18 protein-coding genes are annotated in these 22,399 nt (G+C 73.3%); 6 read left to right on the top strand and 12 right to left on the bottom strand.

Annotation, left to right across the window (positions count from 1 at the left end; all coding sequences use genetic code 11):
- Positions 1 to 346, top strand: a 346-nt coding sequence (locus tag BM085_RS29880; protein WP_281249879.1) for an enolase C-terminal domain-like protein, incomplete at its 5' end; no start/stop codon positions are given.
- Positions 347 to 367: 21 nt separating this feature from the next.
- Here the strand turns inward: BM085_RS29880 and BM085_RS29875 are convergent.
- From BM085_RS29875 to BM085_RS29865, 3 genes are read right to left on the bottom strand one after another with little or no spacing between them, the layout of a single operon-like run.
- Positions 368 to 1,846, bottom strand: a complete 1,479-nt coding sequence (locus tag BM085_RS29875) for an AMP-binding protein (protein ID WP_093890207.1) — start codon at positions 1,844 to 1,846, stop codon at positions 368 to 370.
- A 17-nt stretch (positions 1,847 to 1,863) separates the two neighbouring features.
- Positions 1,864 to 2,844 carry an acyl-CoA dehydrogenase family protein gene (locus BM085_RS29870; protein ID WP_093890206.1) on the bottom strand — a complete coding sequence of 327 codons (981 nt, stop codon included), beginning with the start codon at positions 2,842 to 2,844 and terminating at the stop codon, positions 1,864 to 1,866.
- Positions 2,841 to 4,022 carry an acyl-CoA dehydrogenase family protein gene (locus BM085_RS29865; RefSeq protein ID WP_093890205.1) on the bottom strand — a complete coding sequence of 394 codons (1,182 nt, stop codon included), beginning with the start codon at positions 4,020 to 4,022 and terminating at the stop codon, positions 2,841 to 2,843. Before BM085_RS29865 ends, BM085_RS29870 begins: the two co-directional genes overlap by 4 nt.
- Before the next feature lie 171 nt (positions 4,023 to 4,193).
- On the opposite strand from BM085_RS29865, the gene BM085_RS29860 reads away from it, so the two are divergent.
- Together BM085_RS29860 and BM085_RS29855 are read left to right on the top strand one after the other, a co-directional pair.
- Positions 4,194 to 5,537 (top strand): sensor histidine kinase, encoded by a 1,344-nt coding sequence (locus tag BM085_RS29860; protein ID WP_245789775.1) that lies wholly within the window; start codon positions 4,194 to 4,196, stop codon positions 5,535 to 5,537.
- A 9-nt stretch (positions 5,538 to 5,546) separates the two neighbouring features.
- Positions 5,547 to 6,149: a TetR/AcrR family transcriptional regulator gene (locus BM085_RS29855; RefSeq protein WP_093890204.1), complete on the top strand. Its 603-nt coding sequence runs from the start codon at positions 5,547 to 5,549 to the stop codon at positions 6,147 to 6,149.
- Here the strand turns inward: BM085_RS29855 and BM085_RS29850 are convergent.
- The gene (locus tag BM085_RS29850; protein WP_177245350.1) at positions 6,106 to 6,990 is read right to left on the bottom strand and encodes a DMT family transporter; all 885 of its coding nucleotides are present in this window, start codon (positions 6,988 to 6,990) and stop codon (positions 6,106 to 6,108) included. The two genes, BM085_RS29855 and BM085_RS29850, sit on opposite strands and share 44 nt — an antisense overlap.
- A 222-nt stretch (positions 6,991 to 7,212) precedes the next feature.
- Between BM085_RS29850 and BM085_RS29845 the strand changes: the two genes are divergently transcribed.
- Together BM085_RS29845 and BM085_RS29840 are read left to right on the top strand one after the other, a co-directional pair.
- The gene (locus BM085_RS29845) at positions 7,213 to 8,202 is read left to right on the top strand and encodes an AurF N-oxygenase family protein (protein ID WP_093890202.1); all 990 of its coding nucleotides are present in this window, start codon (positions 7,213 to 7,215) and stop codon (positions 8,200 to 8,202) included.
- A complete protein-coding gene (locus BM085_RS29840) occupies positions 8,199 to 8,996 on the top strand; it encodes an SDR family NAD(P)-dependent oxidoreductase (RefSeq protein ID WP_093890201.1) in 798 nt (265 codons plus the stop codon). The genes BM085_RS29845 and BM085_RS29840 overlap by 4 nt, the downstream gene beginning before the upstream one ends.
- Before the next feature lie 112 nt (positions 8,997 to 9,108).
- On the opposite strand, the gene BM085_RS29835 is transcribed toward BM085_RS29840, so the two are convergent.
- Together BM085_RS29835 and BM085_RS43525 are read right to left on the bottom strand one after the other, a co-directional pair.
- Positions 9,109 to 9,765 (bottom strand): glycoside hydrolase family 5 protein, encoded by a 657-nt coding sequence (locus BM085_RS29835; RefSeq protein WP_093890200.1) that lies wholly within the window; start codon positions 9,763 to 9,765, stop codon positions 9,109 to 9,111.
- Complete coding sequence (locus BM085_RS43525; protein WP_143121126.1) at positions 9,765 to 9,983, bottom strand: hypothetical protein; 219 nt, start codon at positions 9,981 to 9,983, stop codon at positions 9,765 to 9,767. Before BM085_RS43525 ends, BM085_RS29835 begins: the two co-directional genes overlap by 1 nt.
- 45 nt (positions 9,984 to 10,028) lie before the next feature.
- On the opposite strand from BM085_RS43525, the gene BM085_RS29830 reads away from it, so the two are divergent.
- On the top strand, positions 10,029 to 11,042 hold the full coding sequence (locus BM085_RS29830) for a LacI family DNA-binding transcriptional regulator (RefSeq protein ID WP_093890199.1): 1,014 nt from the start codon (positions 10,029 to 10,031) through the stop codon (positions 11,040 to 11,042).
- Between the two features lie 109 nt (positions 11,043 to 11,151).
- On the opposite strand, the gene BM085_RS29825 is transcribed toward BM085_RS29830, so the two are convergent.
- The 6 genes from BM085_RS29825 to BM085_RS29800 all read right to left on the bottom strand — a co-directional run bounded on the left by BM085_RS29825 (position 11,152) and on the right by BM085_RS29800 (position 22,399).
- Positions 11,152 to 12,423, bottom strand: coding sequence for an MFS transporter (locus BM085_RS29825; protein ID WP_093890198.1), 1,272 nt, complete (start codon positions 12,421 to 12,423; stop codon positions 11,152 to 11,154).
- 182 nt (positions 12,424 to 12,605) lie between these two features.
- Positions 12,606 to 15,875 carry a non-ribosomal peptide synthetase gene (locus tag BM085_RS29820; RefSeq protein ID WP_093890197.1) on the bottom strand — a complete coding sequence of 1,090 codons (3,270 nt, stop codon included), beginning with the start codon at positions 15,873 to 15,875 and terminating at the stop codon, positions 12,606 to 12,608.
- On the bottom strand, positions 15,872 to 17,803 hold the full coding sequence (locus BM085_RS29815; protein WP_177245349.1) for a non-ribosomal peptide synthetase: 1,932 nt from the start codon (positions 17,801 to 17,803) through the stop codon (positions 15,872 to 15,874). The genes BM085_RS29820 and BM085_RS29815 overlap by 4 nt, the downstream gene beginning before the upstream one ends.
- A 2-nt stretch (positions 17,804 to 17,805) precedes the next feature.
- The gene (locus BM085_RS29810) at positions 17,806 to 19,209 is read right to left on the bottom strand and encodes a condensation domain-containing protein (protein ID WP_177245348.1); all 1,404 of its coding nucleotides are present in this window, start codon (positions 19,207 to 19,209) and stop codon (positions 17,806 to 17,808) included.
- Positions 19,206 to 20,642 (bottom strand): condensation domain-containing protein, encoded by a 1,437-nt coding sequence (locus tag BM085_RS29805; RefSeq protein WP_093890195.1) that lies wholly within the window; start codon positions 20,640 to 20,642, stop codon positions 19,206 to 19,208. The genes BM085_RS29810 and BM085_RS29805 overlap by 4 nt, the downstream gene beginning before the upstream one ends.
- Entirely contained in the window at positions 20,639 to 22,399 is a 1,761-nt protein-coding gene (locus BM085_RS29800; RefSeq protein ID WP_093890194.1) for a condensation domain-containing protein, read from the bottom strand. The genes BM085_RS29805 and BM085_RS29800 overlap by 4 nt, the downstream gene beginning before the upstream one ends.

The raw sequence follows: 22,399 nt of genomic DNA, 5'->3' as shown, positions 1-22,399 counted from the left end.
GGGCTCCTGCTCCATCATCAACGTCAAACCCGGCCGGATCGGCGGCTACCTCGAAGCCCGCCGCATCCACGACCTGGCCCGCGCCCACGGCGTCGCCCTGTGGTGCGGCGGCATGCTGGAGACCGGCATCGGCCGCGCCGCCAACCTCGCCCTGGCCGCCCTGCCCGGCTTCACCCTGCCCGGCGACACCTCCGCCTCCCGCCGCTACTACGCCACCGACATCACCACACCGTTCGAACTGCGCGAGGGCCACCTCGACGTCCCCACCGGCCCCGGCATCGGCATCGACCCCATCCCCGACATCCTGGAGGAGGTCACCACCTCCACCGAATGGATCACCCTCTGATCCCCCGGCCGCGGCGGCTCCCTATCCGGACAGATACTCCTCCCGGACCCTGGAGCGCGACAGCTTTCCCGTGGGGGTGCGGGGCAGCTCGTCGCGGAACTCGATGACCCTGGGGTGCTTGAAGCGGGCGATGCGCGGGCCGAGGTGGTCCAGCAGCTCCCGCGGGGAGGGGCGGGGGCCGGGGGCCGGCTGGACCAGCGCGACCACGCGGTGGCCCCACTCCTCGTCGGGCACGCCGATCACCGCGACGTCGGCGACCGCGGGGTGCTCCAGCAGCGCCGCCTCGATCTCGGCGGGGTAGATGTTCACCCCGCCGGAGATGATCAGGTCGGTACGGCGGTCGCACAGGAACAGGAACCCGTCCTTGTCCATGAAGCCGATGTCGCCGGGGGCGTACCATTCACCGCGCATGCTGGAGGCGGTCTTCGCCGGGTCCTTGCGGTAGGTGAAGCTGCCGAGCCCCGACTTGAGGTAGACCATGCCGGGCTCGCCGACGGGGACCTCCTCGCCGTCCGGGTCGAGGATCCTCGCCTCGAAGCCCGGGGCCGGGCGGCCGACCGTGCCGGGACGCTCCAGCCAGTCGTGCGGCTTGACGGAGAAGGCGATGGTGGACTCGGTGGAGCCGTAGTACTCGTACAGGACCGGGCCCCACCAGTCCATGATCTCCTTCTTGACCGCCACCGGGCAGGCCGCACCGGTGTGGATCACCTGCCGGAGCGACGACACGTCGTACTTCCGGCGGACCTCGTCCGGCAGCCGGAGCATCCGGTGGAACATCGTCGGGACCATCATCGCGTTGGTCACCCGGTGCCTGTCGACCAGTTCGAGGATCGCGGCCGGCTCGAACCTGGGCGCGATCACCAGGGTGTGGCCCAGGTGCAGCGCGAACATCGTGTGGGCGCACGGCGCGGAGTGGTACATCGGCGAGGTCACCAGGTGGATCTCGTCGCCCGGCCGCAGGTCGCAGACCTCGCCGAGGAACCAGGTGACGAGCGGGACCGTCGCCTCCGGCTCGGCGCCGGACAGGGGCCGCTGCACGCCCTTGGGGAAGCCGGTGGTGCCCGAGGTGTACCACATGACGGCCCCCGCCGACCGGTCGCCGGGGGCCGTCACGGGCCGGCCCTCGGCCAGCCCGCCGACGCCGGTGAGCGCCCCCTCCACGGGGTGGTCCCGGTCGGCGACCACGACCTTGGCATCGCAGTCGGCCACGATGTAGGCGATCTCGGCCGCGGTCAGGTGCCAGTTGACCGGCACGTAGTACAGCCCGATCTGCCCGGTGGCCATCAGCATGACCACCGCGTCGAGGCCGTTGGGCAGCACGCCCGCGACCACATCGCCCTCGGTGAGCCCCCGTGCCCGCAGTCCGTGCGACACCTGGTTGACCCTGGCGAGCAGCTCGCCGTAGGTCGTCACCGCGCCGCCGGCGTCGATCACCGCCCGGCGGCCCGGGTCGGCCTGCGCGATCCGGTAGAAACCGGGGAGCGTGCTGATGTCGGGCATGGGACCCCTCCTCGGGCTCAGAGCTCCAGCAGATCGGCGAGACGCGCCCGGTGGATCCGCGGCGGGCCGAGGAGCACCTCGTCCGACTTGGCCCGCTTGTAGTACAGATGCGCGTCGTGCTCCCAGGTGAAACCGATCCCGCCGTGCAGCAGCAGGCTGTCGCGGGCCACCTCGAAGCAGGCCCGGCCCACGTAGGCCTGGGCGAGCGCGGCGGCCAGAGGCAGCTCGCCGGGCGCCTCGTCGGCCGCCCAGGCGGCGTTCCGGACGATCGACTCGGCCTGCTCCAGCTTGCAGTGCATGTCGGCGAGCTTGTGCTTGACCCCCTGGTAGGAGCCGATGAGCCGGCCGAAGGCCACCCGGATCCGGCTGTAGGCCACGATCGCGTCGAGTGAGGCCCGCAGCACGCCGAGCTGCTCGGCGGCCACCGCCACCGCGAACAGGTCGCGGACCCTCTCCATCCCCGCCTCGGAGGAGGCGACGGCCTCGCCCGCGACCGCCTCCACCCGTGCCTGCCTGCGCGTCGGGTCCAGGGTGGTCAGCGGGGTACGGCCGCCGCCCCGGACGGCCCGGACCCGCGCGCCGTCCACCATGAGGACCACGTCGGCCTCGGCGCCGTTGAGCGCCCGGTCTCCGTCGAGTGCCACGGTCGCGACAGTGGTCCCGGCGGCGATGTCCGGCAGCAGCTCCTTGTCCCCCAGCTCGGTCAGCAGGATCGCGGCGAGGGTGGTGGCCAGGAACGGCCCGGGCAGCAGCGCCGCGCCGGTCTCCTCCAGGACGATCGCGAGCTCGGCGTATCCGGCTCCGGCTCCGCCGTACTCCTGCGGGACGATGAGGCCGGCGAGCCCGAGCTCGCCGTTGAGGCGGCGGTAGACCGCCGGGTCGTAGCCGCTCTCCGACTCGGCCGCCCGGCGGACGTCGGGCAGGGGCGAGGCGGCCGCGAGGAAGGAGCGGACCGTGCCGCGCAGCTCCCGCTGCTCTTCGGTGAGGACGAGGTTCACTGCCGGGTTCCCGTCTTCAGGTCCTTGAACGGAACGGTCTTGTCCACGCGCGGCTCGGGCGGCAGGTTCAGCACCCGGTCGCCGATGATGTTTCGCATGATCTCGTTGGTGCCGCCGCCGAGGGACAGCGCGGGGGCGAGGGAGATCGAGTCGGCCAGCCGCCCGCCGTCCTCGTAGGCCACGGCCTCGGGACCGGCCAGCGAGGTGGCCAGGTCGGCCTGGAACATGCTGAGCTCGGCGAGGAGCAGTTTGGCCGCGCTGCCCCGGGCGCCGGGGAAGATCCCGGCCTTGGTCTCCTGGGCGAGCCGCTGGTTGAACAGGGCCAGCGCGCGGGAGCGGATGTAGAGCTCGACGAGCTGGTCCCGGACGAGGGGGTCGCCGGTGTCCACGGTGTGGCGCAGCGCCTCGAAGGCGACCGGGTTGTCCTTCTGGCCCCCCATGCCGACGCCGCTGGAGATCGACAGGCGCTCGTGCAGGAGGGTCGTGACCGCGCAGTTCCAGCCGTCGTTGACCCGGCCGACCAGGTTCTCCGCGGGGATGTGCACGTCGTCGAAGAAGATCTCGTTGAAGTGGGCGCGGCCGGTCATGTCGCGCAGCGGCCGGACGGTGACGCCGGGGGCGTGCATGTCCACGACGAACATCGACAGGCCCTTGTGCTTGGGCACGTCCACGTCGGTCCGGGTGAGCAGCAGACCCCAGTCGGCGTGCTGGGCCACCGAGGTCCAGACCTTCTGGCCGCTGACCACCCAGCCGTCCTCGGTCTCCGTCGCCCGGGTCTGCAGGGCGGCGACGTCGCTGCCCGCGCCGGGCTCGGAGAAGAGCTGGCACCAGATCTCCTCCCCCCGCAGCAGCGGCCGGAGGTGGCGCGCCTTCTGCCCGGGGGTGCCGAGGTCGACCAGGGTCGGCCCGCACATGCCCAGTCCGATGGAGAACACGTAGGTCGGCAGCGTGAAGTCCTTGGCCTCCTCGGCGAAGGCGCGCTCCTCGGCCTGGCTCAGCCCCTGCCCGCCCCACTCGGCCGGCCAGGAGATCCCCGAATAGCCCGCGTCGTAGAGGTCGGCCATGAAGGCCTTCGCCGCGGCCACCCCGTCGGCGCCCGGGTCGTCCTCGTCTCTGCTCCGCCGTGCGTTGGCCTCCAGCCAGCTTCTGGCCCGCCGGCGGTACTCCTCAAGGTCCATGTCCGCTCCAATCAGCGCGCACTTACTCTAACCAGCGGCGGGCCGGCAGTACAGAGCAATGCTCTACAGCAGAAGGAGGGGGGATATTTGCCCTCGCTTGGCCATGAAGCACCAGGAATCGGTAATTAATTCATCCATTGTGATCGTCTGATCTCGGGGGGAGAGATTGGCGTGGTCACGCGGAACACCTGGTCCGTGCGGACACGGCTGACGCTGATCGCCATCACCGTCGCCGCCCTGTGCGGCCTTCTCGCCACCACCGTCCTGACGTTCTCCCTGTACGGTCTGGCGGACGGCTTCCGCACCAACGAGGTGGCCAGCGCCGCCCTGGAGGTCATCCACCTCGACGAGGAGGCGTCGGCGTCGGTCACCCTGCCCCAGGGGAGGGCCGCGGGCGTCCAGGTGGTGAACTCGGTCGGCACGGTCATCGCGTCCACCCCGTCGCTGGCCGGCGCGCCCGCGGTGGCGGACTTCGCTCCCCCCGCCGGAAACACGCGGACCGACAAGGAGCTCTGCGACATCCCCGAGTTCCCCGGCAGGTGCATGGTGGTCGTCGCCCTGCGGATCCCCCGGCCCGGCGGTGACTGGCTCGTCTACTCCGTCGACGACGTCGTCCCCTGGTACGTCCAGCCCCAGGTGTTCGCCGTGCTCGTCGGCGCCTGCCTGGTACTCGTGGCGCTGGCCGGGGTCGGCGCCCACCACATGGTGACCAGGGCGCTCCGCCCGGTGAGCGACATCAGCGACCGCCTGGCGGAGATCACCGCCACCGACCTCGGCCGGCGGGTGCCGGTGCCCGAGTCGCACGACGAGATCGGGAGGCTGGCCGAGACGATCAACCAGACCCTGGACCGCCTGGAGGGCGCGGTGGAGCAGCAGCGCCGGTTCGCCTCCGACGCCTCCCACGACCTCCGCAGCCCGCTCACCGCCATGCGCGCCCAGGTGGAGGAGGCGCTGCTCTATCCCGAGGACACCGACTGGGGCGCGAAGGCCACCGCGATGCTCGCCAGCCTCGACCGGCTCCAGGCGCTCGTCTCCGACCTGCTGATGCTCGCCAGGATCGACGCCGGCACCCCCGCGACCAGGGAGCCGATCGACCTGGGCGAGCTCTGCGGTGACGAGCTGGAGCGCCGCAAGCGCGGCGTCGAGGTGGTCCGGGAGCTGAAACCCGGCCTCGTCGTGGAGGGCGACCGGCTCCGGCTGGCACGGCTGCTGACGAACCTGATGGACAACGCCGAGCGGCACGCCGCCTCGCAGATCACGGTGCGCGTGACGGAGGAGGACGGCACGGCCGTTCTGGAGGTGCTCGACGACGGCGCCGGAATCGCCCCCGACCAGTGGGAGGTGGTCTTCCGCCGGTTCACCCGGCTGGACGCCTCGCGCAACAGGGACGCCGGGGGCACCGGGCTGGGGCTGTCCATCGCCCGGGAGATCGCCCAGGCGCACGGCGGGACCCTGGGGCTGGAAGACAGCCCGCAAGGCGCTCGTTTCGTCCTGCGTCTCCCCTTGACCCGCTAGGGTTCCCCTGTGGCACGGGGATTTGGGCGACTACGCCGCGATGATCTGCTCCGGACCGCCTGCGACGTCATCGCGGCCCAGGGGTTCGGGCACACACGGACGGCGGACATCGCCCAGGCCGCCGGAGTCAGCCAGGCGTTGCTCTTCTACCACTTCGAGACCAAGGAGAAGCTGTTCGCCCAGGCCTTCGCCTACGCGGCCGAGCGCGATCTGGAGGCGCTCACCAAGCTGGAGGAGTCGGGCGGCTCCCCGCTGGACCGGCTGCGCGGCCTGCTCAAGCTCTACTCCCCCACCGGCAGGTCCAAGTCGTGGGCACTGTGGATCGACGCCTGGGCCGAGTCGATGCGCAACGCCGACCTGGAGGAGATGTCGCGCAGGATGGATCTGCGCTGGCGGCAGGCACTGCGCGCGATCATCGACGAGGGGGCCGCGGCCGGGGTCTTCACCTGCGCCGACCCCGACGGCGCGACCTGGCGGATCGTCTCGCTGATCGACGGCCTGTCCACCCAGATGACCGTGCACAAGCGCGTGCTGCCCCGGGCCCGCATGGCCGAGTTCGTCCGTACGGCTACCGCGGGGGAGCTGGGCCTGTCCCTCGACGTGCTGTCCTGAGCAGCCCGCCGGGCAGCACGACCAGGAGCATGGCCAGGGCGATCAGCCCTCCGCCGAGGAAGACGGCCCAGGTGAGCGGCTCGCCGTACATCACGACGGCCAGGGCGGTCACCCAGAGCGGCTGGGCCGACAGGATCACCGCGGCGGGCACCGGCGGGACGTGGAGCTGGCCGTACGACCGGGCCAGGAAGCCCAGCGCGCAGGCCACGATCGACAGGTGGCCGAGGAGCGCCCAGTCGCCCGCCGTGCGGGGCAGGGTGAGTCCGTCCGGCACGGCGAGGACGCCCGTCATGAGCGCGATCGTGCCGAGCTGGATCACCGTGATCGCGTAGGCGTCGCGCCGCGCGCCGGCGAAGTTCCCCAGCACCAGCGTGTGCCCCGCGTACAGCACCGCCGACAGCAGGGTGACGGCCAGCGCGGGCAGGGAGACGGCGCCGCCCTCGGCCTCGCGCAGGAGGGTGAAGACCGTCATCGCGGCCAGCGCGAGTGCCACCGCGCCCCAGGTGCGCCCGGAGATCCTGGCGCCGAGGAGGACCAGCCCGAGGACCGGGGTGATCACCACGGAGGAGCCGACGGTGAAGCCCGAGACCGAGGACGGCAGGTCGTGCAGCGCGACGGCCTGGGCGGTCTGGCCCACGCCGAACAGCAGGCCGAGCAGGAGGCCGGTCAGCCAGGTGCTCTCCGGCAGCCTCCGCAGGCAGCCCGGCCGGAGCGCGAACAGGGCGAACGTCGCGATGCCGTACCGCTCGGCGAGCAGGTCCGCCACCGGCATCCGGACGATGAGATCTTTCATCAGCGGGAAAGCCGACCCCCAGGCCACGCTGACGGACAACAGAAGCACGGCTCCCAAGAGGGGGCGAGGAGCGAACACCGCTGCCATATCGGAAGGATCGCATCACTCACCGCTACCGCCGGGTCACAGGGTGGATCGGGAGTGGCCCGAATACAACTCTGAGTGAAGGACGCCACACCGGCGTGAGGGAGCTCACACCCCCGCGGGGGCTTCCGCCGCTATTAGATGCTTCGTACAATTACGGCGCGGACACCCGATGGGAGTGGAGCGATGAGACCCGCCCCGAACACCACTGCGGACAGAGAGAGCGACCAGACGGTCGCGGAGAAGCGCGCCTACGAAGCGGTCATCGAACGCCTCTCCAAGGCCTCGGTCGACAAGCACTGGGAGCCCTACGCCGACATCCCCTGGGACGACGAGGACTTCCTCGTCCGCCAGGACGACCCCCGCTGGGAGCTGCCCGGGGTCGACAAACTGGGCGGCCACCCCTGGTACCGGGCGCAGACGCCCGAGAACCGCGCCAGGATCGGGCTGTGGCGGGTGGCGACCGCCATGAAGATCGGCCTGCAGTTCGAGAACCTGCTCAAACGCGGCCTGCTGAACTACGCCTACCGGCTGCCGAACGGCTCCCCCGAGTTCCGCTACGTCTACCACGAGACGATCGAAGAGGGACATCACGGGATGATGTTCCAGGAGTTCGTCAACCGCACAAAGTTTCCGATCAACGGCATGCCGGGCCCGCTGAGCCTGCTCGCCCAGATCACCCCGTGGATCCCGCTGATCTCCACCGAGCTGTTCTTCATCTTCGTGCTCGGCGGCGAGGACCCGATCGACCACGTGCAGCGCAAGACCCTCAGGGAGGGCCAGATCCGGCACCCCCTGGAGGAGACCATCATGCGGATTCACATCGCGGAGGAGGCCCGGCACATCTCCTTCGCCCGGCACTACCTGCGCCGCCGGGTCCCGCGGATGCCCCGCCACCGCCGCTTCGCGCTGGGGATCGTCTCCCCGGTCGTTTTGGGCATCATGGCGCGGATCATGCTGTCGCCCCCCGGGTCGATGATCAAGAGGTTCCGGATCCCGGAGCACGTCGTCCGGGAGGTCTACACCGGCAATCCCGAAACGGCCCAGCAGATCCGCGACTCGGTGGGCAAGACCCGTGAGCTCTGCGCCGAACTGGGCATGATGAACCCCGTCCAGCGCAGGGTCTGGAAGGCGATGGGCATCTGGGCGGCACCCGCCGGTAAGACGGCCCGATGAGGACGGCGATCGTGACGGGCGGGGCGTCCGGCATCGGCCGGGCCCTCTGCCGCGAGCTCGGCAGGCGCGGCGCGCACGTCGTGGTCGCGGATCTGGACGGCGCCGGGGCCGAGCGGGTCGCCAAGGAGTTCGGCTGCTCGGCCGCGACGCTGGACGTTACCGACGCGCGGGCCGTGCGGGACCTGGTCACGAGCGTCAGGGCCGAGCGGGGCCGGTTGGACCTCGTGTTCAACAACGCCGGGATCGCGGTCGGCGGCACCACCGACGAGCTCACCCTCGACCACTGGGACCGCACCATCGACGTGAATCTGCGCGGTGTGGTCCACGGCGTCCACGCCGCCTATCCGATCATGATGCGGCAGGGCTTCGGCCACATCGTGAACACGGCGTCCCTGGCCGGGCTGGTCCCCGCTCCCCTGATGGCCCCCTACACCGCGACCAAGCACGCGGTGGTCGGGCTGTCGCTCGCGCTGCGGGCCGAGGCGGCGGCGCACGGCGTGAAGGTGAGCGTGATCTGCCCGGGCTTCACCGACACCCCGCTGCTCGACCACGCCAACCCCGGCCTGCCGCAGACCGCGACCGGCGCGGGCGCCCGGCGGTCGGCGACCAGGACCCAGGGCCGGCTCTACTCGGCCGACGCGCTGGCCGTCGACATCATGAAGGGCCTCGCCCGCAACCGGGCGCTCATCGTGGCGCCGGCGTCGGGGCGGATGGCCTGGCGGGGAGTACGGCTGTCGCCCTCGCTCGCCGTCCGTGCCGCCTCACTCGCCATCCGCCGCCTGGGCGGCGCCTGACGGGCGGGGCGCACGGGAGCCGGAAGCGGGTTGCCTCCAGGGCGCCCGCTCACCCGGCCGCCCCGGAGCCTCCCACTCACCCGGCCGGCCCGGGCGCCCGGTTCTTCCCTGGTCAGCCCGGGCGCCCGGCGAGGCTGTCGACCGCCCGCAGCGCCTTGACCAGCCTGTCGTAGAACGGCCCGATCACCCTGCCCGTGGGGTCGCCGGGTTCGTTGACCGGGTTGTAGCCCGCGACCCACGGCTGGTCCCGGTAGCGGGCGGCGATCGCCTCCCACAGGTGCACGACCCGGTCCTGGAAGTGCCGGTGCCGCCAGAACGAGGCGACGTGGGTGGGGTTGTCGCAGTGCCAGTGCTGGTTCTGCGCCCCCGGCAGCGCGTGCAGGTCGAGCACGCTGTAGATGCCGTGCTCGGCGAGCAGGCCGATGACGCGGTCGAGGTGGCGGAAGCCGTGCTCGATGACCTCGAACGGCCGGTCGTCCGATTCGAGATGGCGGTAGTTCACCGGGATGCACACGCAGTTGACGCCCATCGAGGCCAGCAGCCGCGCGTCCTGCGCACCGAAGAAGGAGGTCAGCAGCCGGTCGAAGAACAGCTCGGCCCGCTCCTCGCCCAGCGTCTCGCGCACCGAGCGCCGCATCTCCGACTCGTTGGCCGGATAGCCGGTGATGAAGTTCTCCATGTTCATCCAGCCTCCGAGGCCCACGCCGCGCAGCCGTACCGCGGCGCCCTCCGGGTCGACGAGGCGGGATCCGGAGACACGCAGGGTCATCAGTTCTCCTCTTTGCCGAATTCGCCGAATTCGCCGAAGCCGCCGGGGCGCGCCGGGGCCGCCGTGAGCCCGGCGATCAGCCGCCGGCGGCCGGACAGGTCTCGGACACGGTTCACTGAAACTTTCAGAACAATATCGAATGTTTCGCATCCGGAGGATAAGTAAATTACGCATAACACGTCAATAGAGCCCTGGATGTACTTCTGGTCAGCGACCAAGGCCGCCGGACCGCTCTCCGAAAGTTTTCGGCTATAATCCCTCGCATGCCAGCGAAGAGCCGGGTGACGATCGCTCTGATAGCCGAAGAGGCCGGGGTCTCGGTCCCCACTGTGTCCAAGGTCATCAACGGTCGGCCGGAGGTCGCCCCGGGCACCCGCCAGCGGGTGGAACGCCTGCTCCACAAACACGGCTATCAGCGGCGCGTCAGCCAGAGCGACGGACCGGTCGGGCTGATCGACCTGGTCTTCGCCGAGATCGAGAGCCCCTGGGCGATGGAGATCGTCCGAGGTGCCGAGACCGCCGCCCGCGAGGTCGGCGCCGGCACCGTGCTCTCCGTGCTGCACACGCACGCGGGTCCCGGCCGCGACTGGCTGGAGCGCATCGCGGCCCGCCGTACCGACGGAGTGGTGATCGTGGCGTCGCGGCTCTCCGCCGGGCTGCAGGACCAGCTCAACGCCCGCTCGATGCCGTTCGTCGTCGTCGACCCCGAGGGAGAGCCCGCCCCCCACGTCGCCTCGGTGGGCGCCACCAACTGGAACGGCGGCCTGGCCGCCACCCGCCACCTCCTGGAGCTCGGACACCGCAGGATCGGCGTCATCGGCGGCCCGGCCGACATGCTGTGCAGCCGGGCCAGGATCGACGGCTACCGGGCGGCACTGGAGACCGCCGGCGTCGCCGTGGCCCCCGAGCTGATCCGGCACGGCGACTTCCTGGTCGACTCCGGTCACGACCACGGCCACGGGCTGCTGTCCCTCGCCGACCCGCCCACCGCCATCTTCGCCGGCAGCGACCTGCAGGCGTTCGGCGTGTTCGAAGCCGCCCGCCAGCGCGGCCTGCGCGTCCCTGAGGACCTCAGCGTGGTCGGCTTCGACGACCTGCCGCTGGCACGCTCCGCCTGGCCGCCCCTGACGACCGTCCGCCAGCCGCTGCAGGACATGGCCGCCCTGGCCACCCGCATGGTCCTGGCCATCGGCCGGGGCGACCACTCCCAGGCCCGGCGCGTCGAACTCGCCACCGAACTCGTCGTCCGCGAAAGCACGACATCGCCCCGCCCCTGAGCGCCCGTCTCATCCTTTCGTCGCCCCCGCGGTGAGCCCCCGACCAGCCGCCGCTCGGCGACGGCGCAGAAAGGGACCTGGCCGTCCCGGCGCCGCCGCTCCCCCGCCGTCAGCGGACGGAACGGATCTTCGTGACCAGGAGGGCGCCGAGCATGACCAGGGCGGCGGAGGTCAGGTAGAGGGCGGGGTAACCGCCGGCGCCGGCCACGATCGGCCCGGCGACGACCGGCCCGAGGACCTGGGGGCCGGAGTTGGCGATGTTGATCATGCCGAGGTCCTTGGCCCGGCCGTCCGCGGCGGGCAGGACCTGCGTGACCAGGGCGTTGTCGACGGACAGGTACACGCCGAAGCCGACGCCCAGGATGGCGGCGGCGGCGAGCGCCACCGGCCACAGCGGCCAGAGCGCCAGCATCACCGCCGGAACCGTGCTGATCAGTCCGGAGACCGTGACGAGCAGCTTGCGGCGGCCGAGCCGGTCGGAGACGACGCCCGCGACGACGGTGGTGAGGACCACGGTCGCGGTGTACAGCAGGATCAGCAGCAGCAGGCCGTCCTCGGCCTTCTCACCGGGGAAGAGCCGCTCGTAGCCGACCGCGTCGGTGAGGAAGTACAGCAGGTAGAGCGTGGCGATCGCGTTGCCGAGCTGCATCAGGAAGCGGGTCGTCCATGCCCAGAAGAAGTCGGGGTGGGCGCGGGGACTGATCCAGAAGCCCCTGAGGAAGGCCCCGAGGTCGAAGGGCGGCCTGGCGGTCAGCCGCGGGTCGGAGGTGGTCAGGACGAAGGGGAGGACGCAGAGCGGGATCAGAGCGGCGATCAGCAGGTATCCGGACTCGACGGTGGTGACGACCGTCGTGACGAGGACGACGGCCAGCACCACGCCCAGCGACTGCGGTATCCCGACCCAGCCCGACACCTCCCCCCGCTGGCCGGTCGGCACATGGTCGGGCACCCCCGCGGTGAGCGAGGCCTGCATCGCGTTGAGCCCGGCCTGCACGAGGCACCAGCCGATCACCATCCCGAGGAGCGTCCCCTGCCCCGCCAGGAAGACCATGGCGCCCGCGCCGAGCAGCGCGCCCGCCAGCGTCCACGGGTGCCTGCGGCCGAACCGCCCGGACGTCCGGTCCGACAGGGCCCCGGCGACCGGGTTGAGCAGCATCGCCACCGCGGCGCCCACCCCGGTCACCACCGCCAGCGCCGTCTCCTTGCCTGCCGGGTCGACCTGTGCCACCTGCGAGGGAAGCAGCACCTGGAGAGGCCCGAAGTAGCCCATCCACAGGGCGAGGTTGGCCAGCGAGATACCGGCGATCCACCACGGACCCACCCTGCGGGTCGGTTCGGCGAGTGCGGCCGGCAGCTCGGGAAGGGGCTGGACAGCGCTCATCGGGCCTCGCACTCCGTGACTCACGGTTTCGAACCAAGCGCCCGACAATGTGAGGCGTGCACGGATGCTACGCCGTACGCCTCCCTCGCGACAGCCCCCGGCATCACATGATCACAACACTCCGCCGCCCGCCGTGATCTCCCGCGCCGCCGGCTCCGGCCGCGCCGGGCGGCGCGGCCGGCTCAGGGAGGTTCAGTGCCCGCGAGCAGGTCCATGGCCTCCTCCTCGGTCAGGCCGGCCAGCTCCTCGATCAGCAGGTCCTCCACCGTCTCGGCGAGGGCGGCGACGGTGCTCCGGGCGAAGATCGTCCGGATCGGGACCTCGACGCCGGTGGCCCGCCGGATCCGGGCGGCCACCCGGGTCGCCAGCAGGGAGTGGCCGCCCAGCGCGAAGAAGTCGTCGAGGACACCGTACGGGCCCGCGCCGAGCAGCTCGTCCCAGATCCCCGCCACCAGCCTCTCCGCGTCGGTGCGCGGCAGGACCCGCCCGGCCGCCGGAGCGGTCACCGGCTCGGGGAGCGCGGCCCGGTCGACCTTGCCTCCGCTGGTGAGGGGCAGCGCCTCCAGCCGGACCCAGGCGGTCGGGACGAGCTGGCGCGGAAGCGTCCGTTCCAGGTGGGCGCGGAGGTCGGCGGGGTCGGCGGTGCCGGTGACGTAGGCGAGGAGTTCCCCGCCCCGCCCGGTGACGAAGGCCTGGCCCACTCCAGGGTGGGCGAGCAGGTGGCTCTCCACCTCGCCGGGTTCGATCCGGAAGCCCCGTATCTTGAGCCGGCCGTCCAGCCGCCCCAGGAACTCCAGCCGCCCGTCGGCGCGCCACCGCGCCCGGTCCCCCGTCCGGTAGCGGCGTGCTCCCGGCTCGCCGGCGGGATCGGGGACGAAGGCGGCCGCGGTCAGGGCGGGCCTGCCGAGGTAGCCGCGGGCCACCCCTGCCCCGCCGATGACGAGCTCCCCGGTCGCCCCGGGAGGCAGGGGCTCGCCCCGCCCGTCGAGCACGTGGACCGTGGTCGCGCCGATCGGGCGGCCGATCGGGGGACGTCCCAGAGCCGCCTCCGCCCCGAGGTCGGCGGCGGTGGCGATCACCGCCGCCTCGGTCGGACCATAGGTGTTGACGAGCCGGACGCCGTCGCCGAACCGGCCGCGCCACCGCTCGACCGCCGCCGCGGAGACCTGCTCGCCGCCGAGGATCACCAGGCGGAGCGAGGGCGGCCAGGCGATCTCCTCCAGCTCCTCGACCAGCGAGTGCCAGTAGGCGGTCGGCAGGTCGAGCACGGTGACCCGCCCGCCCGGGGGCGAGGCGAGCAGGTCGGGCAGGGTCGCCGCGCCGTCGGGGAGCAGCACCAGCGTCGCCCCGGCGGCCAGCGTGGGGAAGACCTCCTCGACGTGGGCGTCGAAGCTGAGCGAGGCGAACTGGACGACGTGGTCGGCCGGGGTCAGCCCGTAGTCCGCGCGCATCCACCGGACCCGCGCGGCGACCGCGCCGTGCTCGACCAGCACGCCCTTGGGCACGCCGGTGGAGCCGGAGGTGGTGATGACGTAGGCGGCCGCCCGGCCCGCCCCGGGGTCACCGGTCCACGCGAGATCACCGGCCGTACGGCCTGCCTCCGTGCGATCGTCGGCCGTACGGCCGGCTGCCGGGCGGCCGGGCTCCTCGGAAGCGGCGGCCGTACGGCCCGCGAGACCGCCGGGACCGCCGGTGCTCGCCGGGTCGACGGCGGTCAGGCCCTCGGGGAGGCCCCGCCTGGTGATCACGTGGGTGGCCGAGCTGTCCGACAGCGCGAAGGCCAGCCGCTCGTCGGGTACGTCCGGATCGAAAGGCAGGTAGGCGGCGCCGGACCGCCACACGGCGAGCAGCGCGGCGATCGCCTCGATCGAGCGTGGCAGGCAGACGCCCACGACGTCACCGGGGCCCACCCCGCCGTCGCGGAGAGCTCCGGCGAGCGCGTCCGCCCGGACGAGCAGCTCGCCGTAGGTGATCGTCTCCTCGCCGCAGATCACCGCGGTGGCGTCGGGCGCCCGCCGTACGGCCTCGGCGACCATCTCCGGGACGAGGCCCGGCACGGCACCGGGCCCCGGCGCGGGATCGGGCCCCGGCGCGGGATCGGGAATCGAGCCGGTGGCGGGAGCCGGTTCGAAGGCGGGAGCCGGGCCGGAATCGGAGGCCGGGCCGGCGGCGAGGGCGCGGATGTCGGCTCGGTCGGCCTCGGTCCAGATCGGCAGGGCCGAGATCGGGGTGCCCGGCTCGGCCGCGACGGACTCCAGCAGCACCGCGAACCGGTCGGCCAGGCGGCCGACCGCCGCTGCCTCGAACAGGCCGCTGTCGTAGCGGAAGGACAGCGCGAGCCCGTTGCCGTCCGACCACGCCTCGACGAGCAGGTCCACCTTCACCTGCCGGAACCCGGCGTCGACATCGGTGACGGTCAGCCCGCCGAAGGGCCGCCGGGGGCCGGCGTCCTGGTTGTGCAGGATGAACATGGACGGCAGCAGCGAGTCGGCGGGGTGGCCGAGCTTCTCGAACGGGACGGCGGGGTTGCCCAGCGCGCCCAGGACCTCGCCCCGGGTGCGGGCGACCAGGTCGGTGAACGACGGGTCCCCGCCGAGGTCGCCGCGGAGGATCACCGTCTGGGCCACGTATCCGACCATCGGTTCCAGCTCGACCCGGTCGCGGCCCGCGACCACGCTGCCGACCAGGACGTCGTCCTGCCCGGTGTGCCGGAACAGCAGGGTCTGGTAGGCCGCCGTCAGGACGGCGAACAGGGTGGTGCGGTTCTCCCTGGCCAGCCGTTCCAGCCGCCGGGCGGTCGCCGGCGGCAGCCCGGTGCGGTGGGACCCGCCCTCCCCGCTCCGCTCCCGCCGGTGGCGGAAGGGCAGCTCGGAGGCCGGCGGGTCGGCGAGCCTCTCCGTCCAGTACGGCACGGCCCGCTGGGCCCGGCGGCGCTGCCAGCGCCCGTAGTCGCCGGCCTGGACGGGCAGCGGGCGGAGCCGGGGCTCGGCGCCGTGCAGGTGGGCGGTGTAGCACTCGGCGAGGTCGTCGAGGATGACGTTGAGCGACCATCCGTCCGCGATGATGTGGTGCATCGTGAGGCAGAGCAGGTGCTCGTCGTCGGCGAGCCGGATCACCGCGACCCGCAGGGGCGGGCCCGCCGCCAGGTCGAACGGCGCGTTGACCCGCTGGGCCACCAGGTGCGCGGCCTCCTGCCGGCCGCGGAGGCTCAGCCACTCGATCCCGGGCGCCCCGGGCTCCACCACCGCCCAGGGCACGCCGTCCTCCTCGGCGAACCTGGTGCGCAGGCTCTCGTGGCGGGCGAGGACGTCGGTGAGCGCCCAGGTGAGCGCGGCCTGGTCGAGCGGGCCGCGCAGGTCCCGCACGAGATACATGGTGTAGGAGGCGTTGCCCGGATCGAGGCGTTGCAGGAGCCAGAGCCGCTCCTGCTCCGGAGACAGCGGCGCCCTCATGCGCCCGGCGCCAGTCTGTCGAAGATCGCGGCCAGATCCTCGGCGCTGAGACCGTCGAGCTGCTCGCGGAGCGCGGCCACCTCGGCCAGGTCCAGGTCGTCGTCGCCGAGACGGTCCAGTTCCAGGGCGAGCCCGGCGACGGTCGGGTGCTCGAAGAGCGCCACGATCGGCACGGCGGCCCCGAATCGGGCCTGGACCCTGGCGATGATCCGGGCGGCCGTCAGCGAGTGGCCGCCGAGCTCGAAGAAGTCGTCGTCGACTCCGACGGGCTCCTCGGTGCCCAGGACCTCGGCCCACATCACGGTCAGCTCGTCCTCCACGGGCGTCGACGGCGCCCGGTAGGGGGCCGTCCTGGCGGATGTCCAGTCGGGCGGCGGCAGCGCCCCGCGGTCCAGCTTGCCGTTGGGGGTGAGCGGCAGGGCGTCCACCGTCACAAGGTGGGCGGGGACCATGTACTCGGGCAGGCTCAACCGGAGCCGCCCGCGCAGCGCCGGCCACAGCTCCCCCGGCTCCCGGGAGCCCTCGGCGGCAACCACGTAGGCCACCAGCCTGGGCAGCCCGTCGGGCCCGGCGCACACGGCGGCGGCGGCGTGCCGCACCTCCTCCGCCGACCGCAGGACGGTCTCGACCTCGCCGAGCTCGATCCGGAACCCCCGGAGCTTCACCTGCTGGTCGGCCCGTCCCAGATACTCCAGGCGTCCCTCCCCGGTGATCCGGGCGAGGTCGCCGGTGGCGTACATGCGCGCCCCGGGGCGGCCGGCGAACGGGTCGGGCAGGAAGCGGGCCGCGGTCCGGGCGGCCATGCCGTGGTAGCCCCTGGCCACCCCCGTCCCGCCGATGTGCAGCTCCCCCGGCTCGCCGGCCGCCACCGGCTCCCCGCCCTCGCCCAGGAGGTACAGCGACGTCTCGTCGATCGGCTCCCCCAGGTCGACCGCGGACGGTGCGGGCGCGACGGGCCCGGCCGTGGACCACACGGTCGTCTCCGTCGGGCCGTACACGTTCCACAGGCGCACGCCCGCGCCGAGCAGCGCGTCGGCCAGGTCGCGCGGCAGCGCCTCGCCCCCGCAGAGCCGGGTGCCGACCGTCCCGGGCACGCCGCCGGCCTCCAGCAGGACACGCCAGGTCGCCGGGGTGGCCTGCATGACGGTGATCCCCTCGGCCACCGCCAGGTCCCGCAGTGCCCGGCCGTCCGCCGCCTCCCGCGCCGAGGCCACGACCACGCGCGCCCCGCAGGCCAGGGGCAGCAGGAGTTCCAGGACCGAGATGTCGAACGACAGCGTGGTGACGGCGAGCCAGCGGTCCTCGGCGGTGAGCTCCAGCCTGCGCATGAACGATCCGAGCAGGTTGGTCACCGCGCGCTGCGGGACCGCCACCCCCTTGGGCCGTCCGGTGGAACCCGAGGTGTAGATCAGGTAGGCCAGGTCGCCCGCGGTCTCCGCGGCGGGCGGGGTGGGGTCCGCCAAGGAGGCCGCGGCACCGCCCCGCACGGGCACCGCCCCCTGACCGGAGACCCCGCCGGCCGGGGTGGGACCCAGCGCGGGCATCGTGCCGTCAGGGGCGAGCGACAGCACCCGGGGGACGCCGTCGAGCAGGCGCGGGTCCACGCCGGACTGGGTCAGCACCAGGCCGATCCCCGCGTCCTCGCGCATCATCCGGAGCCGGTCCTCGGGAAAGGCCGGGTCGAGCGGGACATACGCGCCGCCGGCGGCCCAGACGGCCAGGACCGCGACCACCATCCCCGTCGTGCGCTCCATGCACAGCCCGACGGGAACCTCGGGGCCGACTCCCCGCTCGCGCAGCGCGGCCGCCAGGTCGTCGACCCGCCGGTGCAGCTCGCGATAGGTCAGCTCGCCCCCGGCCCCCCGCACCGCCACCGCGTCGGGCGTCAGCTCCGACCGGCGCCGCGTCAGCTCCAGCGTCGTCACCACGGTCACACACCTCTCAGATCGGACAGCCGGAGATCCGGGTCGGCCCCGGCGCGCTCCACCACGTCGGTGAAGGCCCGGACCAGACGCCGCGCGGTCCCGGCGGAGAACAGGTCGCTGCTGTAGTCGAGGACTCCGCCGAGCCCCTCGGGCCCCCGCCACACGTCCACCGATATCTCGGCCTTCGTACGGCCCGCCGGCGGCATGGGGTAGACCTCGACGGCCAGGTCCGCCATCGCCGTCCGCAGCAGGTCGCCCTTGGGCAGGTTGTGCAGGTTGAACATGGCCTGCAGGAGCGGCGGCCGGCTCAGGTCGCGGGGCAGGCGCAGCGCCCCGAGGATTCGCTCGAAGGGCACCTCCGCGTGCTGGAGCCCCCTGAACACCGCCAGGCGGGTGCGTTTGAGCAGTTCCCGGAAGGTCGGGTCGCCGGACAGGTCGGCGCGGAGCGCGAGGGTGGTGGCGAAGTAGCCGATCAGCGGCTCCAGCTCCACCCTGTTCCGTCCCGCGACCGGCACCCCGACGCACAGGTCCCGCTGTCCCGCGGCCAGTCCCAGGGTCGCCTGGTAGGCGGCGAGCAGGGCCATGAACAGGGTGCAGCGCTGCTGCCTGGCGACCCCCTCCAGCCGGGTGATCACCTCGTCGGGCACGAGCAGGCTCTCCTGCCCGCCCCGTCCGGTCCAGCGGGCCGGGCGGGGGTGGTCGGCGGGGAGGTCGAGCACGGGCGCGCCGGCGAGCGTCCGCGTCCAGTGGTCGAGGTGGGCGGTGTCCTCGGACTCGGCCCGGCTCCTGTCCTCCGCCGCGACGTCGGTGTACTGGGTGGGGAGCTCCGCCAGCAGCGGCCGCCGTCCCTCGCGGTGGGCGGCGTAGCACTCGGCCAGCTCCCGCATCAGGACGTCCAGCGACCAGCCGTCGACCACGATGTGGTGCAGGACGACGCAGAGGATGAAGTCCTCGCCGGCCAGCCGCATCAGCGCCACGCGCAGCGGCGGCCCGGCCTCCAGGTCGAACGGCCGGTTGACGAACTCCACGACGGCCGGGGCCGGATCGCCGGTGACGTCCGAGCGCTCCACGGCGACCGGCCCGGCGGGCACGACGACCTGCACGGGACGGTCGCCGGCCAGGCGGAAGCGGGTGCGCAGCACGTGGTGCCGCTCGGCCACGCGGGTGAAGGCGGCGGCGATGCCGTCGGCGTCGACCGGGCCGCGCAGCCGTACGCACCAGGGGGTGTGGTAGGTCGTGTCGGCCGGGTCGAACCGGCTGAGGAACCAGAGCCGCTCCTGGCCGAACGACAGCGGCCAGGTACGGCCCGCGTCCCTGTCCCGGGCGAGCCCGAGCAGGGCTTCGCGCCGTTCGGGCGGCAGCTCGGCCAGCCGGCTGAGCAGTGCCGCGCGCTGGTCGGGCGTGGTCAACGGCCACCTCCTTCGGCGACGGCGGCGGGCCGCTCGACCGGGGTGACGCCGCACAGCCCGGCGACCGCGTCGAGCGGCACGTCCTCGGCGACGCTGCGGACCAGGAGCGTCTCCATCCCGCGCAGCAGCGTGTAGGCCGTGGACCGCGGCAGGCGGGCGGTGTCGGTCAGCAGGTGGAGCCGGCAGGTGTCCGTGGCGGGGCCGGTGGCGAAGAACACCGTCGCGTCCACCTCCGGCCACGCGCCCACGAAGAAGGTCCTGGTCCGCTCGGTGAGGGCGGCCAGGGCGGCGGCGTCGCCCTCCCGGGCCACCCTGGGCAGGTTGGGCCAGTGGCCGACGGCCCGGCTGTCGTTGAAGTAGGCCGACAGGTCGACGGGCCCGCCGCGTTCGCGGCCGATCTCCTCACGCAGCGCCATCATCCTGAAAGGGTCGTAGTGCGCGTGCCGGTAGGCGGTCAGCGCCTGCCGGTGCCCGGCGCGCGCGGCGTCGGCGAAGGTCCCCTCGGGCAGGTCCAGGACGAAGATCCCGTCCTGGACGGCCGTGCCCGCCATGGCGCTGGTCCGGGGGTCGTGCCGGTTGGCCACGATGAGCTGCATGACCACCTCCCGGTGCCCCGTCAGCACGGCCAGGAGTACGGCGCTCGCCGTGGTCAGCACGCTCGCCGTGCTGACCGACCAGCGGGCCGCCAGCCTCTCGGCGGCGGCGGCGAGCGCGACCGACTCCATGCCGACCCGGACGAACCGCTGCTCCTCCGGCGGCTGACCGGGGAAGTCGAACAGGGACCGCGGCACCCGCTCCAGCGCCGCGCGCCAGTGCCGCAACGCCCGCTCCCCGCGCGCGGCGCCCGCCCCCTCCCGTTCGAAGGCGGCCTGGTCCAGCGGCTGCCACGCGGGTTCGGGCAGGTCGTCCCCGGCGAGCAGGCCCTTCCAGTCGGTCGCGAGGACCTCCAGCGCCCATCCGTCGACCGCCAGGTGGGACAGGGCGAAGGCGACGGCCCGGGGCCGTCCGCCGCCCGTCACGACGGCGCACCGGATCGGCGGCTCGGTGGCGTAGTCGAACCCTTTCGACGCCAGGTCGGCGGAGAGCTCCTTGGCCGCCGCGAGCGGTTTGGCCTCTCCGGCGTCGAACACCTCGACCGTCAGCCGGCCCTCGCGCGCCACCCGCTGGACCGGCCCGGCGGGGGTCTCCTCGCAGGTCGTCCGGAGGGTCTCGTGCCGTTCGACCAGCCCGCGCAGGGCCAGCAGGACGGCGTCGAGATCACGTCTGCCGTAGACGGGCAGGGTCCAGGGCATGTTGAAGTACGGGTCGCCGTCGTCCAGCCACCGGGTCAGCCGCCAGATCGCCTGCTGACCCCAGGTGAGCGGGGCCTCGCCGCCCCGGGCGCCGGTGAACTCCACCATCGCCGCCCGCTGCCGTGTGAGACCGGTCGTCATCGGGATCGGGCGATCTCTTCGGCGACGCCGGCGACGGTCGGGGTGTCGATGAACACCTCGAAGGAGAGCTCGACGTCCATCCGGTCCCGGACGCGGGCGATGATCTGGGTGATCGACAGCGAGTGGCCGCCGAGGTCGAACAGGTCGTCGTCGGGCCGGATCTCGTCGACGCCGAGCACCTCGCACCAGATCGCCTCGACCTCCCCGAGGAGAGCGGGGTCCGCCACCGCCCCGGCCGCCGCGCCGGCGGCGGCGGGCGCGTCCGGAGCGGAGGCCGCGACCGCTCCGGAGGCGATGGCCGCGGAGGCCGTACCGGAGGCGATGGCGGCGGAGGCCGGGGCCGTGCCGGGAGCGCCGGCCGGGGCCGCGTCGCGGGTGGGCACGGCCTCCCGTCCGGGCGACGACAGCTCGGTGATCGGGGCGTCGGGGCGGGCGGCGACGCCGAGAAGCAGGGTCCGCAGGTTGCCGGCGACGCTCTCGCAGGCGGCGCGGCTCAGCACGGCCGGGTTGAACTGCAGCCGGGCCGCGAGGCCGTCGGGGGATTCCACGACCTGCAGATGCAGGGTGTTGCGGACCGCGCCGTTGAACGCCGTCCAGTCGACGGAGGCGTCGAGGCCGGGGAAGACGGGGTCGGCGCCGGAGCGCCTGCGGTAGCTGACCGAGACGGGGGTGAGCGCCGTACGCGGGCTGATCCCGCCCAGGGCGCGGGCCAGGGGGACCTCGCGGTAGCGGTAGACGGCACGGAGCTCCTCCCGGATCGACCGGGCGAACTCGGCGAACGTCCCCCGCGGCGTGGAGACCACGGGGAGCTCGTTGACGAACAGTCCCACGTGGTCCCGGGTCTCCTCGGTGCGGGTGGACAGGTCCACGGCGACCGCGACCCGGTCGTTGCCGTATCCGTGCAGGAGCGTGTGGAGGGCGGCCAGCACGACCTCGAACCGGGTCAGGCCCAGCCGCTCGGCCACTCCGGCGGCCTCTCCGCCGAGCGCGAGATCCACGATCTCGCCGGGAGCGGCGCGCAGCGACGGGCGGGCGGCGCCGGGCAGCAGCAGGTCCTGGTCGTCGTGCCATCTCGGCCGCCAGAACTCGGCCGCCCCCTCCAGGCCGGCGGCCACCCGGTCCTGCTCGGCGCGTGCCGCCTCGCCATAGGAGATCGGCAGGGGCGGCAGGGCGGAGCCGCCGTAGGCGGCGGCCAGGTCGCGCAGCACGATGTCCTTCGACATGCCGTCGAAGACCGCGTGGTGGGCGACGAGCTGCAGGACGTGCCGCGCGGGCGCCAGCCGGAACAGGGTGAACCTGGCCAGCGGGCCGGTCACCAGGTCGAAGGGCCGGGAGATCTCGGCCTCGATCCCGCCCGACGGGCCGCAGGCCCCGCCGGACAGGGCGGAGACCTCACCGGAGGTTGCGCCGGACGGAGTGGAGACGTCCTCGAAAGTTCCGCCGGAGGGAACGGAGACGTCCCCGAAGGCGCCGGCGGACGGGCCGGAGACGTCCTCGAAGCGGATCGGCGGGGGCGCCTCGCCGGGGACCAGGCGGACGTGCCCGTCCTGCTCCGCCAGGGTCGCGGCGAGGACGGGGTGGCGCCCGACGACCGCGGCGCAGGCGGCGAGCATCGCGTCCACGTCGAGCGGGCCGTCGAACCGGACGGCGAGCGGCATGGCGTAGACCCGGCCTCCGGCGCCCATCCGCTCGGTGATCCACATTCCGTGCTGGGCGAGGGACGCCCGGTCCCACCCGTCTATCAGAGATACCGACAT

It is taken from the genome of Streptosporangium canum (assembly GCF_900113865.1).
GTDB classification, from domain to species: domain Bacteria; phylum Actinomycetota; class Actinomycetes; order Streptosporangiales; family Streptosporangiaceae; genus Streptosporangium; species Streptosporangium canum.
This window is presented reverse-complemented; position numbering and strand designations above follow the sequence as displayed.

Bases quoted from the DNA above. Each gene is read 5' to 3' on its own strand.
- BM085_RS29840 (WP_093890201.1), top strand. From the start codon at position 8,199: ATGAGGACGGCGATCGTGACGGGCGGGGCGTCCGGCATCGGCCGGGCC.
- BM085_RS29825 (WP_093890198.1), bottom strand. From the start codon at position 12,423: ATGAGCGCTGTCCAGCCCCTTCCCGAGCTGCCGGCCGCACTCGCCGAA.
- BM085_RS29805 (WP_093890195.1), bottom strand. From the start codon at position 20,642: ATGACGACCGGTCTCACACGGCAGCGGGCGGCGATGGTGGAGTTCACC.
- BM085_RS29800 (WP_093890194.1), bottom strand. From the start codon at position 22,399: ATGTCGGTATCTCTGATAGACGGGTGGGACCGGGCGTCCCTCGCCCAG.
- BM085_RS29820 (WP_093890197.1), bottom strand. From the start codon at position 15,875: ATGAGGGCGCCGCTGTCTCCGGAGCAGGAGCGGCTCTGGCTCCTGCAA.
- BM085_RS29875 (WP_093890207.1), bottom strand. From the start codon at position 1,846: ATGCCCGACATCAGCACGCTCCCCGGTTTCTACCGGATCGCGCAGGCC.
- BM085_RS29830 (WP_093890199.1), top strand. From the start codon at position 10,029: ATGCCAGCGAAGAGCCGGGTGACGATCGCTCTGATAGCCGAAGAGGCC.
- BM085_RS29835 (WP_093890200.1), bottom strand. From the start codon at position 9,765: ATGACCCTGCGTGTCTCCGGATCCCGCCTCGTCGACCCGGAGGGCGCC.
- BM085_RS29865 (WP_093890205.1), bottom strand. From the start codon at position 4,022: ATGGACCTTGAGGAGTACCGCCGGCGGGCCAGAAGCTGGCTGGAGGCC.
- BM085_RS29845 (WP_093890202.1), top strand. From the start codon at position 7,213: ATGAGACCCGCCCCGAACACCACTGCGGACAGAGAGAGCGACCAGACG.